The sequence below is a fragment of the Stenotrophomonas sp. CASM110 genome (assembly GCF_049384345.1).
Classification (GTDB): domain Bacteria; phylum Pseudomonadota; class Gammaproteobacteria; order Xanthomonadales; family Xanthomonadaceae; genus Stenotrophomonas; species Stenotrophomonas muris.
Genome location: NZ_JBMRGI010000007.1, coordinates 211,389 through 231,630, shown reverse-complemented (window position 1 = coordinate 231,630; position 20,242 = coordinate 211,389). Strand labels below are relative to the sequence as shown.

The window sequence follows — 20,242 nt, the reverse complement described above, 5'->3', positions numbered from 1 at the left end:
AGGCCAAGGGCAAAGCGAGCAAGGTGGCGCTCGTGGCGGTCATGCGCAAAATGCTGGTGATCCTCAACGCCCGTAAGCGGGACGCCGAGGTGGCCCTCGGCTGCCCCTGACAAGACAGTTGCTACTGATTTACTGTAGAGCCGAGCCTATGCTCGGCTTGATGGTTCCCGCGAAGAGCGGCCGAGCATGGGCTCGGCTCTTCAGTGGGTGATCGCGCACCGGTGCCGGTCAGGGCGCCGTGGTCTTCAACCGCAGCACCGGCAACCCGGTTTCGCTGTGCACATCCTCGCGCTGCGGCAGGTCCTGCACGGCGTCCTTCACTGCGTTGAGCGCCGGGTCGACGCCACGCAGCGGGTGCCACATGCCGATCCACTCGAAATGACGCTCGTAGCGCAGGGTCTGCGCACTGCCCAGCCATAGCGGCGTATTGCCCGGTTGCAACTGCGCAGGGGCTGGCCACAGGCGCAGTACATAGCGCTCATCGCGGTGTGTACCCGGGCGCACCATCAACAGCGCTTCCACGCGCGTGTCCAGCGTGGCTGGCAGCACCGGCAGTTCGTCGGCACCCGTGTTCTTGTCCAGCATCAGCAGCGCCTCCTGCCAGCCGGCCTGTTCCTGCCGCTTCCAGCCGCGTGCTTCCAGCTGCGCCTGCAGCGGGGCCAGCGGGCCCGCCACCTGCACGTCCAGCGGCCAGCGCTGGTCGTCGTCGAACTCGTTGCGGCGCGCCGGCAGTGTCGCCCAGTCGTGCTGCCACCAGGCCTGCATGTCCATCGCCTGCGCCGCCGGCAGGGTCGGCTCGAAGCGTTCCAGCTTCACCGGAATGTGGCGCGGCGCGTACCACATCGCCGCCACGGCGAAGACACCGTAGAACAGCCACGCCACCGGCTTCACCCAGAACGAGCGGTTGAAGCGGCGGCGGTAGGCGATGCCCAGCACCAGCAGCCAGAACGTACCGAACAGCATGCCGCCGATCACATCGCTCAGCCAGTGCGCGCCCAGGTACAGGCGCGAGAAGCCGATCAGGCTGACCACGATGCCCGACACCAGGTACGGCCAGACACGGGTGCGGCCAGGCATCTCGCGGGCGATCAGCACCGCGAAGAAGCCGAAGGTGATGGTGGCCATGGTCACCGACACCGACGGGAAGCCAAAGCCACTGCTGGCATCGACCGGTCGCACCACATCCACCGTTGCGCCGAGCAGCATGGTCAACGCCAGGCCGAAGGCAAGCGCGGCCAACCAGTGCGCGGCTGCCATCCAGCGGCGGCGCCAGATCAGGTAGCCCATCGCTGCAGCGGTGGCCGGCAACAACACCTGCCAGGCGCCCAGCGATGCCAGCGCGGCCATCGGGTAATCGGCCAGCGGATTGCGCAGCGCCAGCATGGCCTGGTGCACCAGCAGGTCGATCGCCAGCGGCTCGCCATGGGCGACCACCACGGTCAGCAGCGCGAACCAGCCCCAGCCCAGCACCAGCAGCATCAGCGCCAGCATCGCCAGCGGCACCGACTCGCGGCGCTTCGGGTCCAGCACACCGACGGTGTAGCGGCCCAGCGTCGGGTGTCGGTTGGACCAGTCCAGCAGCCGCGCCAGCCAGTTGTCCATGCGCGCGGCCGACCAGCGGTAGCCGTACAGCACGATGGCCCAGACCAGGCCGAGGATCACTGCCAGCAGGCCGACCACCACCACCAAGCGCCCTGCGACGGCGGCCACCGCGTCGTAGGCCTCGCCGAGCACCCAGCCCGGTGCCAGGAACAGCACCGCCCACGAAATGCTGGCGATGCCACTGGCCTGCATGTAGCGGCTGGCCGGCATTTTCATCATGCCGGCGATGGCCGGCACGAACGGCCGGATCGCGCCCACGTAGCGTGCTACCAGGATGCTCTTGAAGGCATTGCGGCGGAACAGGTTTTCGCCGCGGTCGAGCAGCTGCGGGTAACGGCTGAAGGGCCACACGCCACGCAGGCGGTCACCCCAGCGCCGCCCGATCCAGTAACTGATGCCATCACCGGCGAATGCGCCCAGTGCGGCTGCCGCCACCGCATACGGCCCGGAGATCTGGCCCAGCCCGATGAACACGCCCACCGCGAACAGCAGCGGCAGGGCCGGCACGATGGCGCCGAGAATGATCACCGCATCGCAGAAGGCGATGAGGAAGATAACGGCACCCGCCAGCACGGGGTGAGCGGCAATCCACGCGAGGGTGGCGTCGATCCATGAAGAGTCCATTGCCCGATTATAGGGGCGTGAAGGTGACTGGTTCCCAGCCGCTTGGTGACCGTTTGCAACGGGCGCCATCGCCTAGAATGGGCACATGCCGCATTCGTCAGACACGCCCTCGCACGCCCTGAAGGCCGACAGCTTCGGTCGCATCCTCCTTGTGGAAGGGCCGGCCGGCTCCTTTGTACGCCGTGATCTGGGCGCCACACCACTGTGGTTGCGGCTGCCGGCCTGGTGGCTGGCCCGCCGTGAAGCACGCGCACTGCGCCACATCCACGGCATGGCCGATGTGCCGCAGCTGCTGGCGTGGGATGGACGTCATCTCGACCGCAGCTTCATGGCCGGCGACGCCATGTACCAGCGTCCGCCTCGCGGTGACCTGGCCTGGTTCCGCGCCGCGCGTCGTCTGCTGCAGCAGCTGCATCGCAATGGCGTGGCCCACAACGATCTGGCCAAGGAAGCCAACTGGCTGGTCACCGACGATGGCCGCCCGGCGCTGATCGACTTCCAGCTGGCGGTGATCGGCAACCCGCGCTCGCGCTGGATGCGCCTGCTGGCCCGTGAGGACCTGCGCCACCTGCTCAAGCACAAGCGCATGTACTGCCGCGAGTCGCTCACCCCGGTGGAAAAGCGGGTGCTCAAGCGCACCTCCTGGGTGCGCGAGCTGTGGTTCGCCACCGGCAAGCCGGTCTACCGCTTCGTCACCCGCCGCATCCTGCATTGGGAAGACAACGAGGGGCAGGGGCCGAAGCCGTGAGCCGTACGCAGGTGGTGACCGGCCCGCCGAGTGCAGGCAGCATCCTGCGCCCACAGCTGGCTGGCGCCGACTTCGTGCACGCCTGCCAGGCGACGACCCGTCGCGATGGGCGCTCGGCCTTGCAGGCCTATCGCGACATGGCGGCGACTATTCCCGGCTGGTTCGATGGGCTGATGGCGCTGCGCAATCGCGGCATGCGCCTGCTCGGCATGAAGCACCTGGGCTCGTTGCGCGCGGTGCAGGACATCGCGCAGCCGCGTCCGGGGCAACGGCTGGGCATCTTCACCCTGCAGTCGCTGGATGACGATGCCATCGTGCTGGAAGACGACGACCGCCACCTGCGTGTGCAGCTGGCCCTGCAGTGGCAGGGCGATGTGCTGGAAGTGGCGACGGTGGTGCATACGCACAACGCGTTCGGGCGTGTGTACATGCTGCCGGTCGCCCCGGTGCATCGGCTGATCGTGCCGCATCTGCTGAGGAAGCAGGTGCAGGCGTACCGGTAGATCCACGCCATGCGTGGGTGCATTAAGCAATTCAATGGTCGCGTGCAAGTGCCAGATGATTGCCGTTGACGACCCCTTCCATCTGTTCGCAGCGCTCGCCTAGAATCAGGAACGAGAGAGTCGCATGGAAGCAACGTCGCGCCGTCCTGGCGCGGCTACGCATGCGGACGCGAGGGGAAAATTGTGAAGCGAGTTGCTGCTTGGCAGTGCCGTGTTGCTACGGCGCTGACGCTGTGCGTGGTCGCAGGTTCGGTCTCGGCAGTCGAGCCCTACCAGGAATACCGCAAGCTCATTGAGTCCGCCCAGAACCTGACGGCGCTGAAGGATGATCTTTTCGGCGAGAGCGTCAGCCTCTACAACGGCAAGACTGAGTTTGCCGTCACCGACGTCAGCCTGCCAGGCAACAACGCCCTGCCGGTGCAGATGCGGCGCCGGTTCAGTGTCGAGATGGACCTGGTCGGGAGTGGCAGCTTCAACGCCAGTCTCGATGGTGTGGGCGGCTGGGAGGTCGACACGCCGTACATCACCGGCATGTTCCCCGGCGCGAGCGCCTGGCTGAACAATCGTTGCAGTGGCGACATGGTGCCTCAGTGGCCCATTTCCTTCCGGCTCAACGAAGTCTGGCAGGGCAACATGATCCATGTCCCGGGTGGTGGTGATCGCACCATGTTGGGGGCCTGGAACAACACGCCGATGCCGACAGACGGCGTTGCACGCAAGTGGAGCACCTCGCATCGCGATGCCATCGACTGTATTCCAATGAAGTCGGGTCTGGCTGGCGAGGGCTATCGGGTCAGGACCACCTCGGGCGAGTCGTACTTCTTCGATACCGCGTTCACGCGCTTTGGCGGCACGCTGGAGCGCTCGGGCGGCGAAGGAGACAGGACCAAGATCGCTCGCACGCGCATCTACCTCATGGCCAGCCGTGTAGAGGACCGGTCGGGCAACTGGGTACAGTACGAGTACAACGGCAACGGTCACCCGACCCGGATCTGGTCCAGCGATGGCCGCGAGATCACGCTGGCCTACAACGGCACGCTTCTGGTGTCGGTGACTGCCGCGGGCCGTACCTGGAACTATGGCTACGGTCAGGTCGAAGGCCAGAACCGCCTCACCGCAGTTACCCAGCCCGATGGAAGCACTTGGTCCTACGCCTACTCCAGCGCGCTGCGCGCCTGGGAGAAGGTGAACTGGGACGGCAACAGCAACGAGACCTGTCAGGAGCAGCCGCCGGAGCGTGACGGTACGCTGGTCATGACCATCAAGCATCCGTCCGGTGCGATGGGTGAGTTCCAGTTTTCGAATGGTCGCCAGTACCGCAGTGGCGTCCATGCCAGCGAGTGCATCCGCCGGATCGCACAGTCGGCGTACTACTACGAAATCGTCACCCCGTTTTTCTACGACGTAGTCTCGCTGAGAGCCAAGAAGATCTGGGGACCGGGCCTGCCGAAGGTGCTGCAGTGGAGCTATGACTATGGCAGCGGCTACGAGCCGCTCTGGGGCGGCGTGGGCGGTGCAGCCATCTACCCCTGCACGACCTGCAAGAAGGAAAAGCAGGTCACGATCTCAAATCCCGACGGAACCCGCACGGCCTACCGCTATGGCTCGCAGTACGCGCTGAATGAAGGGCGGCTGCTGGGTAGCAGCGTCATTGACGCGGCCGGGAATGTGGTCAAGAGCAGCACCTCGGTCTACATGACCGAAGACGAAGTGAAATCACAGCCATTCGCCCCGCTTCACGGGATGATCTACAGTGGCGACGAGCCGAGCACAGCTCAGGTGCGGCCGGTCGTGGCCGAGGCCATCCAGCAGGATGGCGTGACCTACCAGACCAGCATATTGTTGTTCGATGATCTGGCTCGCCCGTTGCGTGTCAATAGCGCCAGTCCTTTGGGCAGCCGCACCGATGCCACTCAGTATGCGGACGACCGAAGTAGATGGATTCTGGGCGCGACTGCGAAGGTCACCAACGAGAATACCGGCGTGGTGGTCGAGCAGACGACGTTCGATGGCCTGATGCGCCCCACGGAAGTGCGTTCGTACGGGTTGTTGAAGCAGGTACTGGGCTACAACCCTGACGGAACCGTGGCCATGGTGGATGACGGTCGTGGCAATCGCACTACGCTTTCCGGCTGGAAGCGCGGCACGCCACAGCAGATCCAGTTTGCCGACGGCGCTGTGCAGTCGGCGGTGGTGGACGACAATGGCTGGGTCAGCAGCGTTACCGATGAGAACGGTGCAACCACCCAGTACGGCTATGACGCAATGGGACGCATGGCCACCATCGACTGGCCGGCGGGCGACAGTGTGGCTTGGGCACGTACGACACAGAGTTTCACCGCCATCAACGGCGACGAGTACGGTATCGGAGCGGGTCATTGGCGGCAGACCGTCGCAACCGGAAACGCGCGGCGCAACGTCTATTTCGATGCCTTCTGGCGTCCGCTGCTGACTGAGGAATATGACGAGTCCTCGCGTGGCGTGACCCAGCGCTACCAGAGGTTTGCCTACGACGAAGCGGGTCGGCAGGTGTTCGCCTCGCACCCTGGCGAGTCTGCTGTGCTGAGTACAGGTACATGGACCGGCTACGACGCGCTGGGGCGACAGACCTCGGTGTCCGTCGACAGCGAGGCCGGTCTGCTGACATCGCTGACCAGTTATCTGGCGGGTGGCGGCTTGAAAGTGGTCGACCCCAAGGGCAATACGACGCTGACCACTTTCCAGGCGTTCGGTGCGCCGTCGACGGAATCCCCGGTGTCGATCATTCACCCGGCGGGCGCGTTCACCGATATCGATCGCGACATCTTCGGCAAGCCGCGCTCGATCGTGCGCCGCAACCAGGACGGCAGCGCCCGGATTGCCCGCAATTATGTGTATGACGGTCATCAGCAGCTCTGCAAGAGTGTGGAGCCGGAGACCGGCGCAACGCTGATGGGTTACGACGCAGCGGGCAATCTTGCCTGGAGCGCAGCTGGCCTGGACCTTTCCAGCACCACGGCATGCGACGCTGATGCTGGACCGGTTGCGGCCCGCAGGATCGTTCGTGGCTACGATGCGCGCAATCGGCTGTCGACACTTGCGTTCCCGGATGGGAATGGCAACCAGGGCTGGACGTATACAAGGGACGGCAAGCCGGCCACGGTGACCACGGCAAACGATGCGGGGACGACGCAGGCGATCAACACCTATACCTACAACAAGCGTGGGTTGTTGACGGCCGAAACCTCCAGTGACAGTACCCTCGGCATCCAGTCGCTGGGATATGCCTACAACGCCAATGGCGCACTTTCAGGCCTGACCTATCCGAGTGGGCGCTTCGTTGACTATGCGCCCAACGCGCTGGGCCAGCCGACCAAGGCGGGAGGCTACGCCTCAGGGGTGACTTACTACGCCAATGGGGGCATGAAGCAATTCACCTATGGCAATGGCATCGTGCACACGATGGCGCAGAACCAGCGCCAGTTGCCTACCCGGGTGGTCGACAGTGCCGGAGCGCTGGACACGACCTATGAGTACGACGCCAATGGCAACGTCGCGCGTATCGTCGACAATCTGGACGGGCAGCGCACGCGCACCATGGCCTACGACGGACTGGATCGTCTGATTCAGGCCACCTCGCCTTCGTTTGGCGGAGATGGCGTGTACCGCTACACCTACGATGCTGTGGACAACCTGCGTTCGGCCGCGCTGACCGGTGTCAAGGATCACGTCTATTGGTACGACACCCATAACCGGCTTACCAACGTACAGAACAGTGGAGGCGCCACCACTCTGGGCTTGAGCTACGACGCACAGGGCAACCTCTCCAGCCGCAACGGCGTCGGCTACAGCTTCGACTTCGGCAATCGCCTGCGCAGTGTGGCCAGCGCGGAGCGATACCGATACGACGCACATGGCCGGCGCATCCTGTCGGCGGGCGCCAATGACGGTGCCACCATTCGATCGCTGTACGGCAACGACGGTGTGCTGCGCCGGCAGGAAAATGCCCGGGAGGGCCGCAATACCGAGTACATCCACCTCAATGGCAGCCTGGTGGCGCAGGCCATCCAGGTCGTCGCGCCGGTTACGCCGGTCCTGACCGCGCCCGCGTTCAGCAACAACGGTGCCTATGCACTGCAGTGGACGGCGGTGTCTTACGCCAGCCGTTATGAACTGCGAGAGCAGGCAGCTGGCGGAGCTTGGGCCACGATCTACAACGGCGCCGAACGTAGCTGGAACACGTCCGCGAAGGCGGAAGGAACGTTTGGCTATGCTGTCCGCGCTTGCCAACAGGACAGCTGCAGTGGCTGGTCGGCGACGGCCAGTGTCGTGGTGCAGCGTCCTCCTGCGGCAAAGGCTGCTGTAAGCGCGCCCGCAACGGCATTCAATGGCAGCTACAGCATTACTTGGACGGAAGCGGCGGGCGCGGCAACCTATCGCCTGCAGGAGCAGGTGGGAGCGGGCGCCTGGCAGACGGTGCAGGAGAGCGCGGCGCGCAGTCTCGCGGTCTCCGGCAAGCCGGCCGGGACGTATGGGTACCGGGTCTTTGGCTGTAACCCAGCGGGCTGTGGTCCTGAATCAGATGTTGCCCGGACCCAGGTGATCTATCCGCCTGCAGCGGCACCTTCGCTCAACGTGCCGGGGCAGAGTCTCGATGGCAACTATACGATTGCGTGGAGCAGCGTCGACGGCGCATTGCGCTATGCACTGGAGGAGAGCTTCAACAATGGTGCATGGGCACAGGTTGCCTCACTGGCCAGCACCAGTCAGGCATTCGGTGGCAAGGGGACCGGCAACTATGCCTACCGCGTCCGGGCCGGCAACGATGCGGGGTGGGGCGTGTACTCGGCGACGAGTGTTGTTTCAGTGATCCGGCCACCGGCACCGCCCAGCCTGAGTGCGCCCGCAGGAACCTCGTCGGGCAGTGTCACGTTGAATTGGACGGGCGTTGCCATGGCGGCCAGCTACCTGCTGGATGAGAGTGTCAATGGCGGAACCTGGACGGCGGTCCAGAACGACGGTTCGACCCAGTCGCAGCGCAATGGTCTGGTGTTCGGCAACTACGCCTATCGCGTAAGGGCATGCAACATCTCTGGCTGCAGTGACTTCTCCAACACGGTGGTCGTCGCTTCCAATCCGCCCCCGGGTACGCCGCAGTTCATTCATTCCATCAAGTCGCAATGGAAGGAAGGGCGCGCCACCAAAATCTCCTGCGAGGTGAAGTGGACCAGCATGCCGGGTGCAACCAACTACGAGATGATGGCCTACGGCGGAAGGCTCGAGTATTCCGGTCCGGAGAGCTCAATCGAAGCTCAGGGCGCGGTCTACTGCGCGGAAGTACAGATTGTGCGCGCCTGCAATGCCAGCGGTTGTTGAGCCTGGTCCAACCCGTATCCGCAGAGCGTTGTGGATTACGGCGACCTGACCAACCCTCTGTGACCTGAAAATGAAGATCAGGAAAATTCTGGTTGGTGTCGCTGTTCTGTTGGGACTGTTGCTGGGCACAGTGAGTGTTTCGGCGCAGGAGATCGTCCAGTATGTGCATACCGACGCGCTGGGTTCCCCGGTTGCCATCTCTGATGCCAACGGCGCGATCGTCGAGCGCACCATTTATGAGCCCTATGGTGCGACCGTAGGTGATGCGAAGGGGGATCGCCCGGGATTCACCGGGCATGTGTCGGACTCGGCGACGGGTCTGACGTACATGCAGCAGCGGTACTACGATCCGTTGGTCGGGATATTCCTATCGACAGATCCGGTCGACGTGGGCTTGGACAACGGAGCCCTATTTAATCGATACATGTATTCGGCACTGAACCCCTATACTTTCGTTGATCCAGATGGCCGCTGCACTGGCTCTAGAATCACGAATAGTGACGGTACTTGTAAGAGTACCGGTGGGAACACGACGGCCACTGGGCCGACATCATCTGACTCCGCGATTCCGAGGGCGCCATCCTCTGGCTCATCTCCGAGCGTGGCATCTGGCGGAGAATCAAACTCCAACTGGCAAGAGATAAAGTCGCGTCTTGGCTTGTCGGGAGATTTGACAAAGAATGGAAACATCTTTGACGTCGGTGCCCTTTTTCATGATATCGCGATACCCGCAATGTACTCGCGGGGCGGCGGAGGGCTGGCTTCTGTTCCTGCTGCAATTCCAATGCTTGCTCGATTCAATTTTGCGGTACGAGCAGAGCATGTATTTAGAAGCGCCGCAGGGCATGTGAATCCCACTACGGTTGCTTCACAAATGAGATTTGTTGGTCTTTTCCAGCGTGTCAGCTCAAACCCGGCGAACCTAAGGGTGGATGCGGTTGCCGCGCGGCTAATGACGCAAGATGCAGCCTCTGCCGGTGTCAGTACGTACACTCAGACGATGAGGGGAGGGGCGCAGGTTTGGGTTCATGTGCGGAATGGTGAGATAGTCAACGCAGGCGTTAATGCCGCCGGAAAGGTAAGATGATGATTGATTCTGATGAATTGACTGATGTGGCGAAAACTCTTGCCTGGTACAAGAGTAATTTCTTCGAGGGCTGTGAAGAGAGCTTTGTTGCGGATTTTATGGTTTTTTGTTGGCAGGCGGTTGATCCCGGTCGCGTTGCTTCGCTGGATTTAGATGATGAAACTGTAGATGCATGCGCCGACATGCTCTCTGAGTTGAAGCTCTTTGTTGATGAGAGATGCGGGGAATGGGGGGCGCCTGCTTTCTGGAGGCGCTATATCGATTGGGCGGACTACGCCGCAGATTTTCCGCTTGATGAGTGCAAGCGGTTTATGCGAGAGACTGTTGGTTATCTTGAGCCTTCATTTTTCGTATTTACGACCACCGGCGGCACTGAGATGAGGTCCGAAGCAATGACGATTTTTGCCGAATACTCGCAGTCCCGCAAGGCGCGGGCTGCCTATGTTCGATCGGTAATTGAAAGTCGGCTGACGACTGACTCCTTCTATCAGCGATCCCGTTGATTCTCTCTGTCGCGAGATGCGAGAAACTGCTGCTGCGGTCGTCGTTCGGCTTTGTGGTCAGGGCAAAGCCGATATGTATGCTTCGCGCGGTCGATGTCGCCGGGCATGGCCCGGTCCACAGAGCATCTCGGCGCTTAACGCTAACGCTTAATGCCTTACGGCGTCGCCGGCACCACCTGCTGGCCAATGAAGTTGCGCTTGGCGTCGAAGTCGTACGCGATCTGCAGCTGGCCCACATCCGGGCAGGCGTGGCAGTCGCGCAGCGGCGTGCGGTACAGCAGGCGGACGCCACCGTTCTCCAGCGGCGTGGCCCCGGCCGACTGCGCCGGTGCGAACGGCGTGGCCTGCGGGTGGTCCTTCAGCAGGGCCTGCACGGCGGGGTCGGCACGCAGGGTGTCGTCCAGCTGCACGGCATCCACATCGATGCGCTTGCCGGTGGCGTCGACCAGGCGGGTGCCCTCGTTGGTGTTGGCGCGGAACGGATACTCGACCGTCGCAATGCCCAGGCCTTCGTTCTCGTGCCAGGCCGTCACGTAGGCCAGCTCGCCCCCGGTGGACAGCTGTTCGGCGGCGGTGATCGCATCGGCGCTGGCGCCGCCGGCGCGCATCGCATCGCGCAGGCAATCACGCGTGGCGGCGTTCTCACCCTGGCGGCAGGCGTTGAGGTCGCCATCCCACACCACGGCCTCGCTCCAGCGCAGCTTGCCGTCGGCGGCGGCCTTCTCTGCGCTGGGCGTGTCACCGGCAGGTGGCTCCTTGCCCGGTTCCGGTGAACGGCCCTGGCAGGCGGTCAGCAGCGCAAGCCCCAGGGCAGGCAGCAACAGGCGGGAACGGCGCATGGCGTGGACCTCGTGCGTTGTCTGGAGGCCCAAGTATCGTCAAGGCCGGGTGAACTCCACGTCGGCGCGGCATACTAGCGGCTCATTGCATACGCTGGAGTGTGGGACGTGGGCAGTCTGCAGGGCAAAACGCTTTTCATCACCGGTGCCTCGCGTGGCATCGGCCTGGCCATCGCACTGCGCGCTGCGCGCGACGGCGCCAACGTGGCCATTGCGGCCAAGTCGTCGGTGCCGAATCCGAAGCTGCCGGGCACCATCCACACCGCGGCCGAAGCGGTGACGGCGGCAGGCGGGCAGGGCCTGGCCCTGAAGTGCGACATCCGCGAGGAAGAGCAGGTGCACGCGGCGGTTGCGGCCACGGTCGATACCTTCGGTGGCATCGACATCCTGGTCAACAATGCCAGCGCGATCTGGCTGCGTGGCACGCTGGATACGCCGATGAAGCGCTTCGACCTGATGCAGCAGGTCAATTCGCGCGGCAGCTTCCTGTGCGCGCAGGCCTGCCTGCCGTACCTGCTGCAGGCGCCGAACCCGCACATCCTCACTCTCGCGCCGCCGCCAAGCCTGGAACCGCAGTGGTGGGGCGCGCATACCGGCTACACGCTGGCGAAGATGGGCATGAGCTTCGTCACGCTCGGCCTGGCCGCGGAATTCGGCCCGCAGGGTGTGGCGGTGAACGCGCTGTGGCCGCGCACGGTGATCGCCACCGATGCGATCAACATGATTCCGGGCGTCGATGCGGCCGGCTGCCGCACGCCGCAGATCATGGCCGATGCTGCGCACGCGGTGCTGGTGCGCGAGGCGGCGGGTTTCCATGGCCAGTTCCTGATCGACGATGACGTGCTGGCACAGGCGGGTATCACCGATCTGTCCGGCTATGCGGTGGATCCATCGCGTCCGTTGTTGCCGGATCTGTTCCTGGAGTGATCGCGCGTCGCCGGCAGAGGCCGAGGGCTGCGACCTTCGGCCTGCTGCGCTAGAATGCGCGGCTGTAATCGTTTTCAACAAGGACGTGAACCCATGTCACGCGCTCTTTCCGTCGCGGCGCTGGCCGCTTCGCTGTCGATTGTCCTGGCTGCCTGCGGCGGCAAGGCACCGGCAACCACTGGCGACGCCGGCCCTTCCAGCACGCCCGACGCCAGCGCGGCGCCGTCCGACGCACAGCAGCAGTTGACCGCCAAGCTCAACGCCTACATCGGCTGCTTCAACACGCTTGATTCGAAGACCCACGGCAGCATCGAGTCCTATACGCGCTGGATCAAGGACGTCGAGGCCGGCCCGAGCGGGCGCGAGACCCAGGTGTACGGTCCGTTCGAGATCAGCGATTACGACATGAAGCAGTGCGATGGCCCCGTGACCGAGGCGATGGCTGCCAAGCCGGCGCTGGCTGAGCTCGATGCCGCTGCTGGCCATTACCAGCAGGCGCTGAAGGCACTGGTGCCGCTCAGCAAGGACGCGCACGACTATTACGATCGCCAGGACTACGAAGACGACCAGTTCGCCAAGGGAAAGCAGCTGCACGCGCCCTTGATGGCCGCCTTCAAGGAGTTCGTGACTGCCAGCGAAACGTTCAACGCCGAGCTGGAGCGCCAGAACGACGCCGCCCAGCGCGAGCAGCTCAAGGTATTGGAACAGGCCGAGGGACGCACGCGCGAGTACTACCGTCTGGCAATGATGCTGGAAGCCAAGGCCATCATGGATCTGATGAGTGAGGATGACTTCGATCAGGCCAAGGCGCGCGAGCGCCTGGATGCGTTCAACCGCATTTCCGACGAAGCGCATGCGAAGGTGGCTGATCAGGAGCCGGGCAAGCTGGACTGGAACAGCTTCGAGCGTGAAGCCGAGAACTTCCGTCGCGAAGGCAAGGAGCGGCTGCAGCGCGTCAGCGAGAAAAAGCCTTACAGCGATTTCGAACGACGCATGCTGGATTCGCCCTCGATGGCGCCGCGTGGCTCCGCCAACAAGCTGATGCAGGAATACAACTCGCTGGTTTTCCAGAGCAACCGCCAGTAGCGAAGCTCAACGTTATTTTTGTCGCGATCGAGCAGGATGATTGCGACATGACGCGCCCCGCAGCCCCGAATGCCAGCACCTTCCCGAGGTGCTGGAGCGCGCGCCCGCGCCATGCATGAAGATGCCTGCAGTTTTCACTGGTGCAAGGAACTGATTTGAACGCATCCACACGCCTGATTCCCGTTCTCCTGCTTGGCGCGCTGGCCGGCTGCAACAACCCGGCGGGGCTGGCGGTCGCCGACCCCGGGCTGGGGAAGGTGAACGCCTACATCGAGTGTTACAACGGCGTCGAACAGCCCATCCGCGAGGGTTTCCAGACCTATACGGGCTGGATGAAGGATCCCGAGGCCGGCCCGACCGGCAAGGAAGCGCAGCCGCGTTCACCCGGCAAGCTGTTGTCGCACCGGGTCGACTATTGCGGCCAGCCGCTGACCGATGCGCTGGCAAAGACCCCTGCCACGCCGCTGGATGCACCAGCGCGACAGTACCAGCGGGCATTCCAGGCACTGAACACCCTGATCGAGCGTGCCGATGGGTACTTCACCCGCGAGGACTATCGTCGCGATGGTGGCGAAGGGATGCGCAGCCAGCATACCCCGCTGATGCAGGCCTATGCTGATTTCTTCAAGGCCAGCGAAGCGATGGATGCTGCGCTGGAAAAGAACGAGAACGATCGCCGCGCCGCCCAGCTGAAGCAGATCGAGGAAAGCGAAGGCCCTCGCTGGCCTATTACCACCTGCGCCTTGTCGGCGATGGCAAGCAGCTGGCGATGGCGTTCCAGAGCGACGCACCGGACGTTGCGGTATTGCGCGGCCAGCTGGCCGACTATCAGGCGCTGGTGACGGAAATCCAGAACAGTGGTGTCGGCAAGGACGACCCGATGTGGGGTCATGTGCAGCGTTCGGCCGACAAGCTGGTGCGTACCGCCGGTCGCGGTGTCGAGCGTCTGGAGCAGGGCAAGCCGATCACCGCCGATGCGTTGGCCGCCGAGCGCAAGGCGTCGGGCAGCTGGCTCACCACCGATCCTGAGGGCGCGCAGTCGACGATCCTGGATGCCTACAACGACCTGGTGACCACCAGCAACCGCATGCGTTGAGGAGGATCCACGCATGGCGTGGAGCTACCGGGGGTAGTGCCGGGTCACGCCCGGCACGCACCCTGCGGGTTTGGTAGTGCCGGCCGCTGGCCGGCATGTGCCTCAATGGCTGAAAGCATCCGGTAGTTCACCCCCGCACTTGCGGCAATGCCGTGCATCCGGCTCGTGGCCTTCCAGCCCGCAGTGCGGGCAGCCACGCGCATCGCGGCGCGCGGCCAGCTCGGCTTCACGCATTGTGCTGGCCAGCTCCGCGGTGTAGATGCCGGTGGGCACGGCGATGATGCTGTAGCCGATCAGGATCAGCACCGACGTGACGAAGCGGCCAAGCACGGTCTGCGGCACGATGTCGCCGAAGCCGACCGTGGCCATGGTCACCACCGCCCAGTACATGCTGGCCGGGATGTTGGTGAAGCCGTGTTCGGGGCCCTCGATCACGTACATCAGCGCGCCGGCGATGATGGTGATGGTGATCACCGTGAACAGGAACACCAGCACCTTGCGCCTGCTGCGCCACAGCGACGTCATCAGCACGCCGCTTTCCTCGATGTAGCGGGTCAGCTTGAGGATGCGGAACACGCGCAGGATGCGCAACGCGCGTACCACCAGCAGGCTCTGCGCGCCAGGAATGAACATCGACAGGTAGGCGGGCAGGATCGACAGCAGGTCGATGATGCCCCAGATGCTCACCGCGTAACGCAGCGGACGCTTGACCACGGCCAGCCGCAGCAGGTACTCGGCGGTGAAGATGATCGTGAAGGCCCATTCCAGGATGTACAGGCCGGTGGACCATTCGGCATGCAGGTGCTGCACGCTGTCGATCATCACCACCAGGATGCTGGCGACGATCGCCACCACCAGGATCAGGTCGAAATTGCGCGAGGGCCGCGAGTCGTGGCGGTAGATGATGTCGAACCACCGGCGGCGCCAGCCGGTCTCGGTGGCGGGGTTCAGCTGGGGGGCAGAAAACGGTCGCATGGGCGCATTGTGCCGCAGGGGTTCCGGCGCGAGAATGGGGATTCCTGAACCCTGCCGACTGCCATGACCGCCGCTACCGATCCGCTGATCTCCCTTTCGCACTATTACCTGCCGGTCTACAAGCCCCGTCAGGTGGTACTGGAGCGAGGCCAGGGCGCCCGCGTGTGGGACAGCCAGGGCCGTGAGTTCATCGACCTGGCCGCCGGCATCGCCGTGTGCGGGCTGGGCCACAACGATCCGGACCTGGTGGCCGCACTGGTCGAGCAGGCCGGCAAGCTCTGGCACACCAGCAACGTGTTCTACAGTGCGCCGCCGCTGCACCTGGCCGAGGAGCTGGTGAAGGCCAGCCGCTTCGCCGAGCGCGTGTTCCTGTGCAACTCCGGCGCCGAAGCCAACGAAGTGGCGATCAAGATGGTCCGCAAGTGGGCCTCCAGCCAGGGCCGCCCGGCCGACAAGCGGGTGATCATCACCTTCCGTGGCAGTTTCCACGGCCGCACCCTGGGCGCGGTGACCGCCACTGCCCAGCCGAAGTACCAGGAAGGCTACGAGCCGCTGCCCGGCGGCTTCCGCTACATCGATTTCAACGATGAAGTACAGCTGGAAACCGCGATGGCCGCCGGCGACGTGGCGGCGGTGATGCTGGAGCCCATCCAGGGCGAGGGCGGCGTGATGCCGGCCAAGTCCGGTTTCCTCAAGCGCGTGCGCGAACTGTGCGACCAGCACAACGCACTGCTGGTGCTGGACGAGATCCAGGCCGGCATGGGCCGCACCGGCACGCTGTTCGCGCACTGGCAGGACGACGTGGTGCCGGACATGGTTACCCTGGCCAAGGCACTCGGTGGCGGCTTCCCGATCGGCGCGATGCTGGCCGGCCCGAAGGTGGCCGAGACCATGCAGTTCGGCGCGCACGGCACCACCTTTGGTGGCAACCCGCTGGCTGCTGCGGTGGCCCGCGTGGCGCTGCGCAAGCTGGCCTCGGCGGAGATCGCCGCCAACGTCAGTCGCCAGTCCAAGGCGCTGCGCGATGGCTTCGCCCGCATCAACGACGAGTTCGGTGTGTTCAGCGACGTGCGTGGTCGTGGCCTGATGCTGGGCGCGGTGCTGAGCAAGGACTTCGCCGGCCAGGCCGGTGCGATCCTCGACCACGCCGCCGAGCAGGGCCTACTGACCCTGCAGGCCGGCCCGGACGTGCTGCGCTTCGTGCCGTCGCTGAACATCACCGACGAAGAAGTGGCCGAAGGCCTGAAGCGCCTGCGCGCGGCGATTGCCGCGTTCATCGCCGCGCGCTGAGGCCATCATGCCGGGGTCGGACCCCTCTCCTGCGGAGAGGGCTCTGACCCCGTTGCTGAGGAATGCCCGTAGAGCCGAGCCCATGCTCGGTTCATCGCGATGCCAGGCCACAGCAGCCGAGCATGGGCTCGGCTCTACAGTGGTTCACGCAATCCGGTAGCGCTTCAACACCTTGCCCAATCCCCGGCCATCGCGCACGGTTTCCGCGTGCAGGCCGGCAGCGCGCGCGCCACGCACATTGGCGAACAGGTCATCGACGAACAGCGTGCGCGAAGGTGCCACGCCCAGCGCTTCCAGCGTGCGCAGAAACACCGCCGGCGCCGGTTTGCGCAGGCCGAAATCCGCACTGCAGAACACGCGCGCCTGCAGGGCAGGAAACAGTTCCGGCAGCAGGGTGGGCAATGCCTGCTGCATCAGCGCGCCGTTGTTGGTCAGCACCGCGATTGGCAGTTGCAGGGCCTGCAATCGTTGCAACACGGCCGCCTGAGGATGGCTGGCGGCCCGTCGCGCCGCGGTCCATGCAGCCACATCGACAGTCGTGCCCAGAAGCTCTCCCAGCTGCGCCAGATAGGCCGGGCCATCCAGCGTGCCATTGTCATGCGCTGCTTCCAGGCCGCTGTCGTACAGCGCGGCCTGTACGGCGTGCGTCGGAACCTGCAGTGTCCGGGCCAGATGCAGCACGCGTTGCCCGCGCTGGTACTGCACCAGCACGCCATCCACATCCAGCAGCAACAGGTCGATCCGCATCGGCTGAGCATGCCATTGCGATGAGTGCGCGGGAAACCCTGGAGCTGGCATGCGACAGACGGTCGCAGACGGCGCCGCAGGGGGCTGCCTAGAATGGCGCTTGAATCCGCAGGAGATGCAATGATGAAGGCTTGGAGGGTGGCAGTGGGACTGGGTGCGCTGATGCTGGCGCCGTCGGCGATGGCGCGGGTGTGTGCGGTGAGCATCGACAGCACCGACCAGATGAGCTTCAGCAGCCGCGAGATCAAGGTTGCCGCTGATTGCACCGCCGTGGACCTGACCCTGCGCCATACCGGCAAGCTGGCGGTCACCGCGATGGGCCACAACTGGGTGCTGACCCGCAGCGCTGATTACCAGCCGGTGGCGATGGCGGGCATGCGCATGACCCTGGCTGACAGCTACCTGCCGAAGGCCGACAAGCGCGTGCTGGCGCACACCAAGGTGATCGGCGGCGGCGAGACCACGCGCGTGCGTTTCTCTACCCAGGGCCTGCAGAAAGGTGGCGACTACACCTTCTTCTGTTCGTTCCCCGGCCACTTCGCGATGATGAAGGGCAAGTTCCTCTTCGGTTAGAAAAAAAGGGGACGGAGGGGATTAAGTCGTTTGTGCACAAACGACTTAATCCCCTCCGTCCCCTTTTTGCGATCAGCCCTTGGTGGCCTTGAACGCCACGCGTGCAGCGGCGAGGGTGGCCTCGATCACCGCATCGTCGTGCGCGCTGGACAGGAAACCGGCTTCGTACGCCGACGGCGCCAGGAACACGCCCTGGTCCAGCATCGCATGGAAGAAGCGGTTGAACGCCGGGATGTCACAGGCAGTGGCCTGCGCATAGGTCTCCACCTTCTCGCTGGTGAAGAACAGCCCGAACATCGCGCCCACGCGGGTGGTGGTCACGGCCACGCCGGCTTCGGCGGCGGCCGCTTCCAGGCCGGCACACAGGCGCGCGGTGCGCTCGGCCAGGTCGGCGTGGAAGCCCGGCTGCTGGATCAGTTCCAGCATCGCCAGGCCGGCGGCCATCGCCACCGGGTTGCCGCTCAGCGTACCTGCCTGGTAGATCGGGCCGGCCGGGGCGATCTGCTGCATCAGCTCGCGGCGGCCGCCGTAGGCCCCGACCGGCATGCCGCCGCCAATGATCTTGCCGAAGGTGGTCAGGTCCGGGGTGATGCCGTAGTGCGCCTGTGCGCCGCCGAGGGCGACGCGGAAGCCGGTCATCACCTCGTCGAAGATCAGCAGCGCGCCATGCTTCGTGCACAGTTCGCGCAGGTGCTGCAGGTAGCCCTCGCGCGGCGGGATGCAGTTGGCGTTGCCGACCACCGGCTCGATGATCAGGCCGGCAATGTCGTCACCCTGCTGCGCGAACAGCGCAGTGGCCGCTTCGAAATCGTTGTAGGGCAGGGTCAGGGTCAGTTCGCTCAGCCCGGCCGGGACGCCCGGCGAGGTCGGCACGCCCAGGGTCAGCATGCCGCTGCCGGCCTTGACCAGGAACGAGTCGCCATGGCCGTGATAGCAGCCTTCGAACTTCACGATGCGGTTGCGGCCGGTCGCACCACGCGCCAGGCGGATCGCCGACAGCGTGGCCTCGGTGCCGGAGTTGACCATGCGCACCATCTCGCACGACGGCACCAGGCGGGTGATGGTCTCGGCCATGGTCACTTCGGCTGCGCACGGCGCGCCGAAGGACAGGCCGTTGTCGATCGCCTTCTTCACCGCCTGGCGCACGGCCGGGTGGTTGTGGCCGACGATCATCGGGCCCCAGGAACCGACGTAGTCGATGTAGCGGTTGCCGTCGACGTCGTACAGGTAGGCGCCGTCGGCGCGCTCGACGAAGAACGGTTCGCCACCGACCGATTTGAACGCGCGTACCGGCGAATTGACGCCGCCCGGCAGCAGTTGCTGGGCGCGGGAGAACAGGGCGTGGGACTGGTCGTGGTTCATGGGGCTTTCCTGGGCGTTACGCGAACTGGGCGAGGTAGGCGCGCTGGGTCGCGACCGGGTCTTCGGCGGCGAACACGCTGCTGACCACGGCGACCAGATCGGCGCCGGCGTCGATGATGGGACCGACATTGTCCGGCGTCAGGCCGCCGATCGCCACCCGCGGCACGCCCAGTGCGGCGCTTTGCCGCAGCAGGTCGGTATGCGCGCGGCTGCTGGTGACCTTGGTCGTGGTCGGGAAGAACGCGCCGAAGGCCACGTAGCTGGCGCCGGCGGCCACGGCCTTCTCTGCATTGGCCAGCTGGTCGTAGCAGGAGGCGCCGATGATGGCCTCGGCACCGAGCAGGGCGCGTGCGCTGGGGATGTCACCGTCGGTGCCGCCCAGGTGCACCCCCGCCGCGCCAACGGCTTTGGCCAGCGCCGGGTCGTCGTTGACGATCAGCGGCACGCCGTGTTCCGCGCACAGCGCCTGCAGGGCGGTGGCCTGCTCCCGCCGCAGCGCGTCACTGGCGGTCTTGTTGCGGTACTGCAGCCAGGTGGTGCCAGCGGCCAGCAGCGGCGCGGTACGGGCCAGCAGGCGTGCGGTATCGGGCTCGTCCGGGGTGATCAGGTAGACGCCGCGGGGCGCCGGGGAAGCAGAAGTCATCGATGGCTACCGGTGAGTGGACCGCGATGGGACAATGGCGGCCCGTGAATCCAGCCCTGATTATCCGATGAGCGATGCCACCCCCACCACCTTGCGCACCTGGATGTGCGTGGTCTGCGGCTTCCTGTACAACGAAGCGGACGGCCTGCCGGAGGAGGGCATCGCGCCGGGGACGCGCTGGGAGGACATTCCGGAGACCTGGACCTGCCCGGACTGCGGGGTCACCAAGGCCGATTTCGAGATGGTCGAGGTCGATTGATGAGGGTAGGTGTGGACTGTTGG

The 20,242-nt window shown here is 64.8% G+C and carries 16 protein-coding genes and 2 pseudogenes; 12 read left to right on the top strand and 6 right to left on the bottom strand.

Annotated features, from left to right (window positions below; all coding sequences use genetic code 11):
• Window positions 1-110: pseudogene (locus VG561_RS08355) on the top strand (IS110 family transposase); the annotation flags it as partial.
• A 118-nt stretch (window positions 111-228) separates the two neighbouring features.
• On the opposite strand, the gene VG561_RS08350 reads toward VG561_RS08355, so the two are convergent.
• Window positions 229-2,226 carry a bifunctional DedA family/phosphatase PAP2 family protein gene (locus tag VG561_RS08350; RefSeq protein WP_046432354.1) on the bottom strand — a complete coding sequence of 666 codons (1,998 nt, stop codon included), beginning with the start codon at window positions 2,224-2,226 and terminating at the stop codon, window positions 229-231.
• 85 nt (window positions 2,227-2,311) lie between these two features.
• Here VG561_RS08350 and VG561_RS08345 point away from each other — a divergent pair, with 85 nt between their 5' ends.
• From VG561_RS08345 to VG561_RS08325, 5 genes are all read left to right on the top strand, one after another.
• Complete coding sequence (locus VG561_RS08345; protein ID WP_014648307.1) at window positions 2,312-2,974, top strand: serine/threonine-protein kinase; 663 nt, start codon at window positions 2,312-2,314, stop codon at window positions 2,972-2,974.
• Window positions 2,971-3,477, top strand: coding sequence for a DUF2867 domain-containing protein (locus tag VG561_RS08340; protein ID WP_041863783.1), 507 nt, complete (start codon window positions 2,971-2,973; stop codon window positions 3,475-3,477). Before VG561_RS08345 ends, VG561_RS08340 begins: the two co-directional genes overlap by 4 nt.
• 183 nt (window positions 3,478-3,660) lie before the next feature.
• The gene (locus VG561_RS08335; protein ID WP_423179528.1) at window positions 3,661-8,832 is read left to right on the top strand and encodes an RHS repeat protein; all 5,172 of its coding nucleotides are present in this window, start codon (window positions 3,661-3,663) and stop codon (window positions 8,830-8,832) included.
• 70 nt (window positions 8,833-8,902) lie between these two features.
• Window positions 8,903-9,919 (top strand): RHS repeat-associated core domain-containing protein, encoded by a 1,017-nt coding sequence (locus VG561_RS08330; RefSeq protein ID WP_423179527.1) that lies wholly within the window; start codon window positions 8,903-8,905, stop codon window positions 9,917-9,919.
• Complete coding sequence (locus VG561_RS08325; RefSeq protein ID WP_041863781.1) at window positions 9,916-10,422, top strand: hypothetical protein; 507 nt, start codon at window positions 9,916-9,918, stop codon at window positions 10,420-10,422. The genes VG561_RS08330 and VG561_RS08325 overlap by 4 nt, the downstream gene beginning before the upstream one ends.
• Window positions 10,423-10,577: 155 nt before the next feature.
• Here VG561_RS08325 and VG561_RS08320 read toward each other — a convergent pair whose 3' ends face one another.
• A complete protein-coding gene (locus VG561_RS08320) occupies window positions 10,578-11,261 on the bottom strand; it encodes a hypothetical protein (protein WP_032956036.1) in 684 nt (227 codons plus the stop codon).
• A gap of 108 nt (window positions 11,262-11,369) precedes the next feature.
• Between VG561_RS08320 and VG561_RS08315 the strand changes: the two genes are divergently transcribed.
• The 3 genes and pseudogenes from VG561_RS08315 (at window position 11,370) to VG561_RS08305 (ending at window position 14,370) form a co-directional block, all read left to right on the top strand.
• A complete protein-coding gene (locus VG561_RS08315; RefSeq protein ID WP_088375448.1) occupies window positions 11,370-12,188 on the top strand; it encodes an SDR family oxidoreductase in 819 nt (272 codons plus the stop codon).
• A gap of 93 nt (window positions 12,189-12,281) precedes the next feature.
• Complete coding sequence (locus VG561_RS08310; RefSeq protein ID WP_262093074.1) at window positions 12,282-13,274, top strand: YiiG family protein; 993 nt, start codon at window positions 12,282-12,284, stop codon at window positions 13,272-13,274.
• A gap of 155 nt (window positions 13,275-13,429) precedes the next feature.
• Window positions 13,430-14,370 (top strand): annotated as a pseudogene (locus tag VG561_RS08305) (YiiG family protein).
• Between the two features lie 102 nt (window positions 14,371-14,472).
• Here VG561_RS08305 and VG561_RS08300 read toward each other — a convergent pair.
• Window positions 14,473-15,345 (bottom strand): ion transporter, encoded by an 873-nt coding sequence (locus tag VG561_RS08300; protein WP_014648300.1) that lies wholly within the window; start codon window positions 15,343-15,345, stop codon window positions 14,473-14,475.
• Window positions 15,346-15,408: 63 nt separating this feature from the next.
• Between VG561_RS08300 and VG561_RS08295 the strand changes: the two genes are divergently transcribed.
• Entirely contained in the window at window positions 15,409-16,635 is a 1,227-nt protein-coding gene (locus VG561_RS08295) for an acetylornithine transaminase (protein ID WP_049440495.1), read from the top strand.
• 144 nt (window positions 16,636-16,779) lie between these two features.
• Here the strand turns inward: VG561_RS08295 and VG561_RS08290 are convergent, their stop codons facing one another.
• Complete coding sequence (locus VG561_RS08290) at window positions 16,780-17,382, bottom strand: HAD-IA family hydrolase (protein WP_014648298.1); 603 nt, start codon at window positions 17,380-17,382, stop codon at window positions 16,780-16,782.
• A 123-nt stretch (window positions 17,383-17,505) separates the two neighbouring features.
• Here VG561_RS08290 and azu point away from each other — a divergent pair, with 123 nt between their 5' ends.
• Window positions 17,506-17,955 carry an azurin gene (azu, locus tag VG561_RS08285; RefSeq protein ID WP_032956045.1) on the top strand — a complete coding sequence of 150 codons (450 nt, stop codon included), beginning with the start codon at window positions 17,506-17,508 and terminating at the stop codon, window positions 17,953-17,955.
• 72 nt (window positions 17,956-18,027) lie between these two features.
• Here azu and hemL read toward each other — a convergent pair whose 3' ends face one another.
• The gene (gene hemL, locus VG561_RS08280) at window positions 18,028-19,317 is read right to left on the bottom strand and encodes a glutamate-1-semialdehyde 2,1-aminomutase (RefSeq protein WP_049407023.1); all 1,290 of its coding nucleotides are present in this window, start codon (window positions 19,315-19,317) and stop codon (window positions 18,028-18,030) included.
• Between the two features lie 16 nt (window positions 19,318-19,333).
• A complete protein-coding gene (thiE, locus tag VG561_RS08275; RefSeq protein ID WP_346601638.1) occupies window positions 19,334-19,960 on the bottom strand; it encodes a thiamine phosphate synthase in 627 nt (208 codons plus the stop codon).
• A 34-nt stretch (window positions 19,961-19,994) separates the two neighbouring features.
• On the opposite strand from thiE, the gene VG561_RS08270 reads away from it, so the two are divergent.
• Window positions 19,995-20,219 (top strand): rubredoxin, encoded by a 225-nt coding sequence (locus tag VG561_RS08270; protein ID WP_346601637.1) that lies wholly within the window; start codon window positions 19,995-19,997, stop codon window positions 20,217-20,219.
• The last annotated feature ends 23 nt before the right edge of the window (window positions 20,220-20,242 follow it).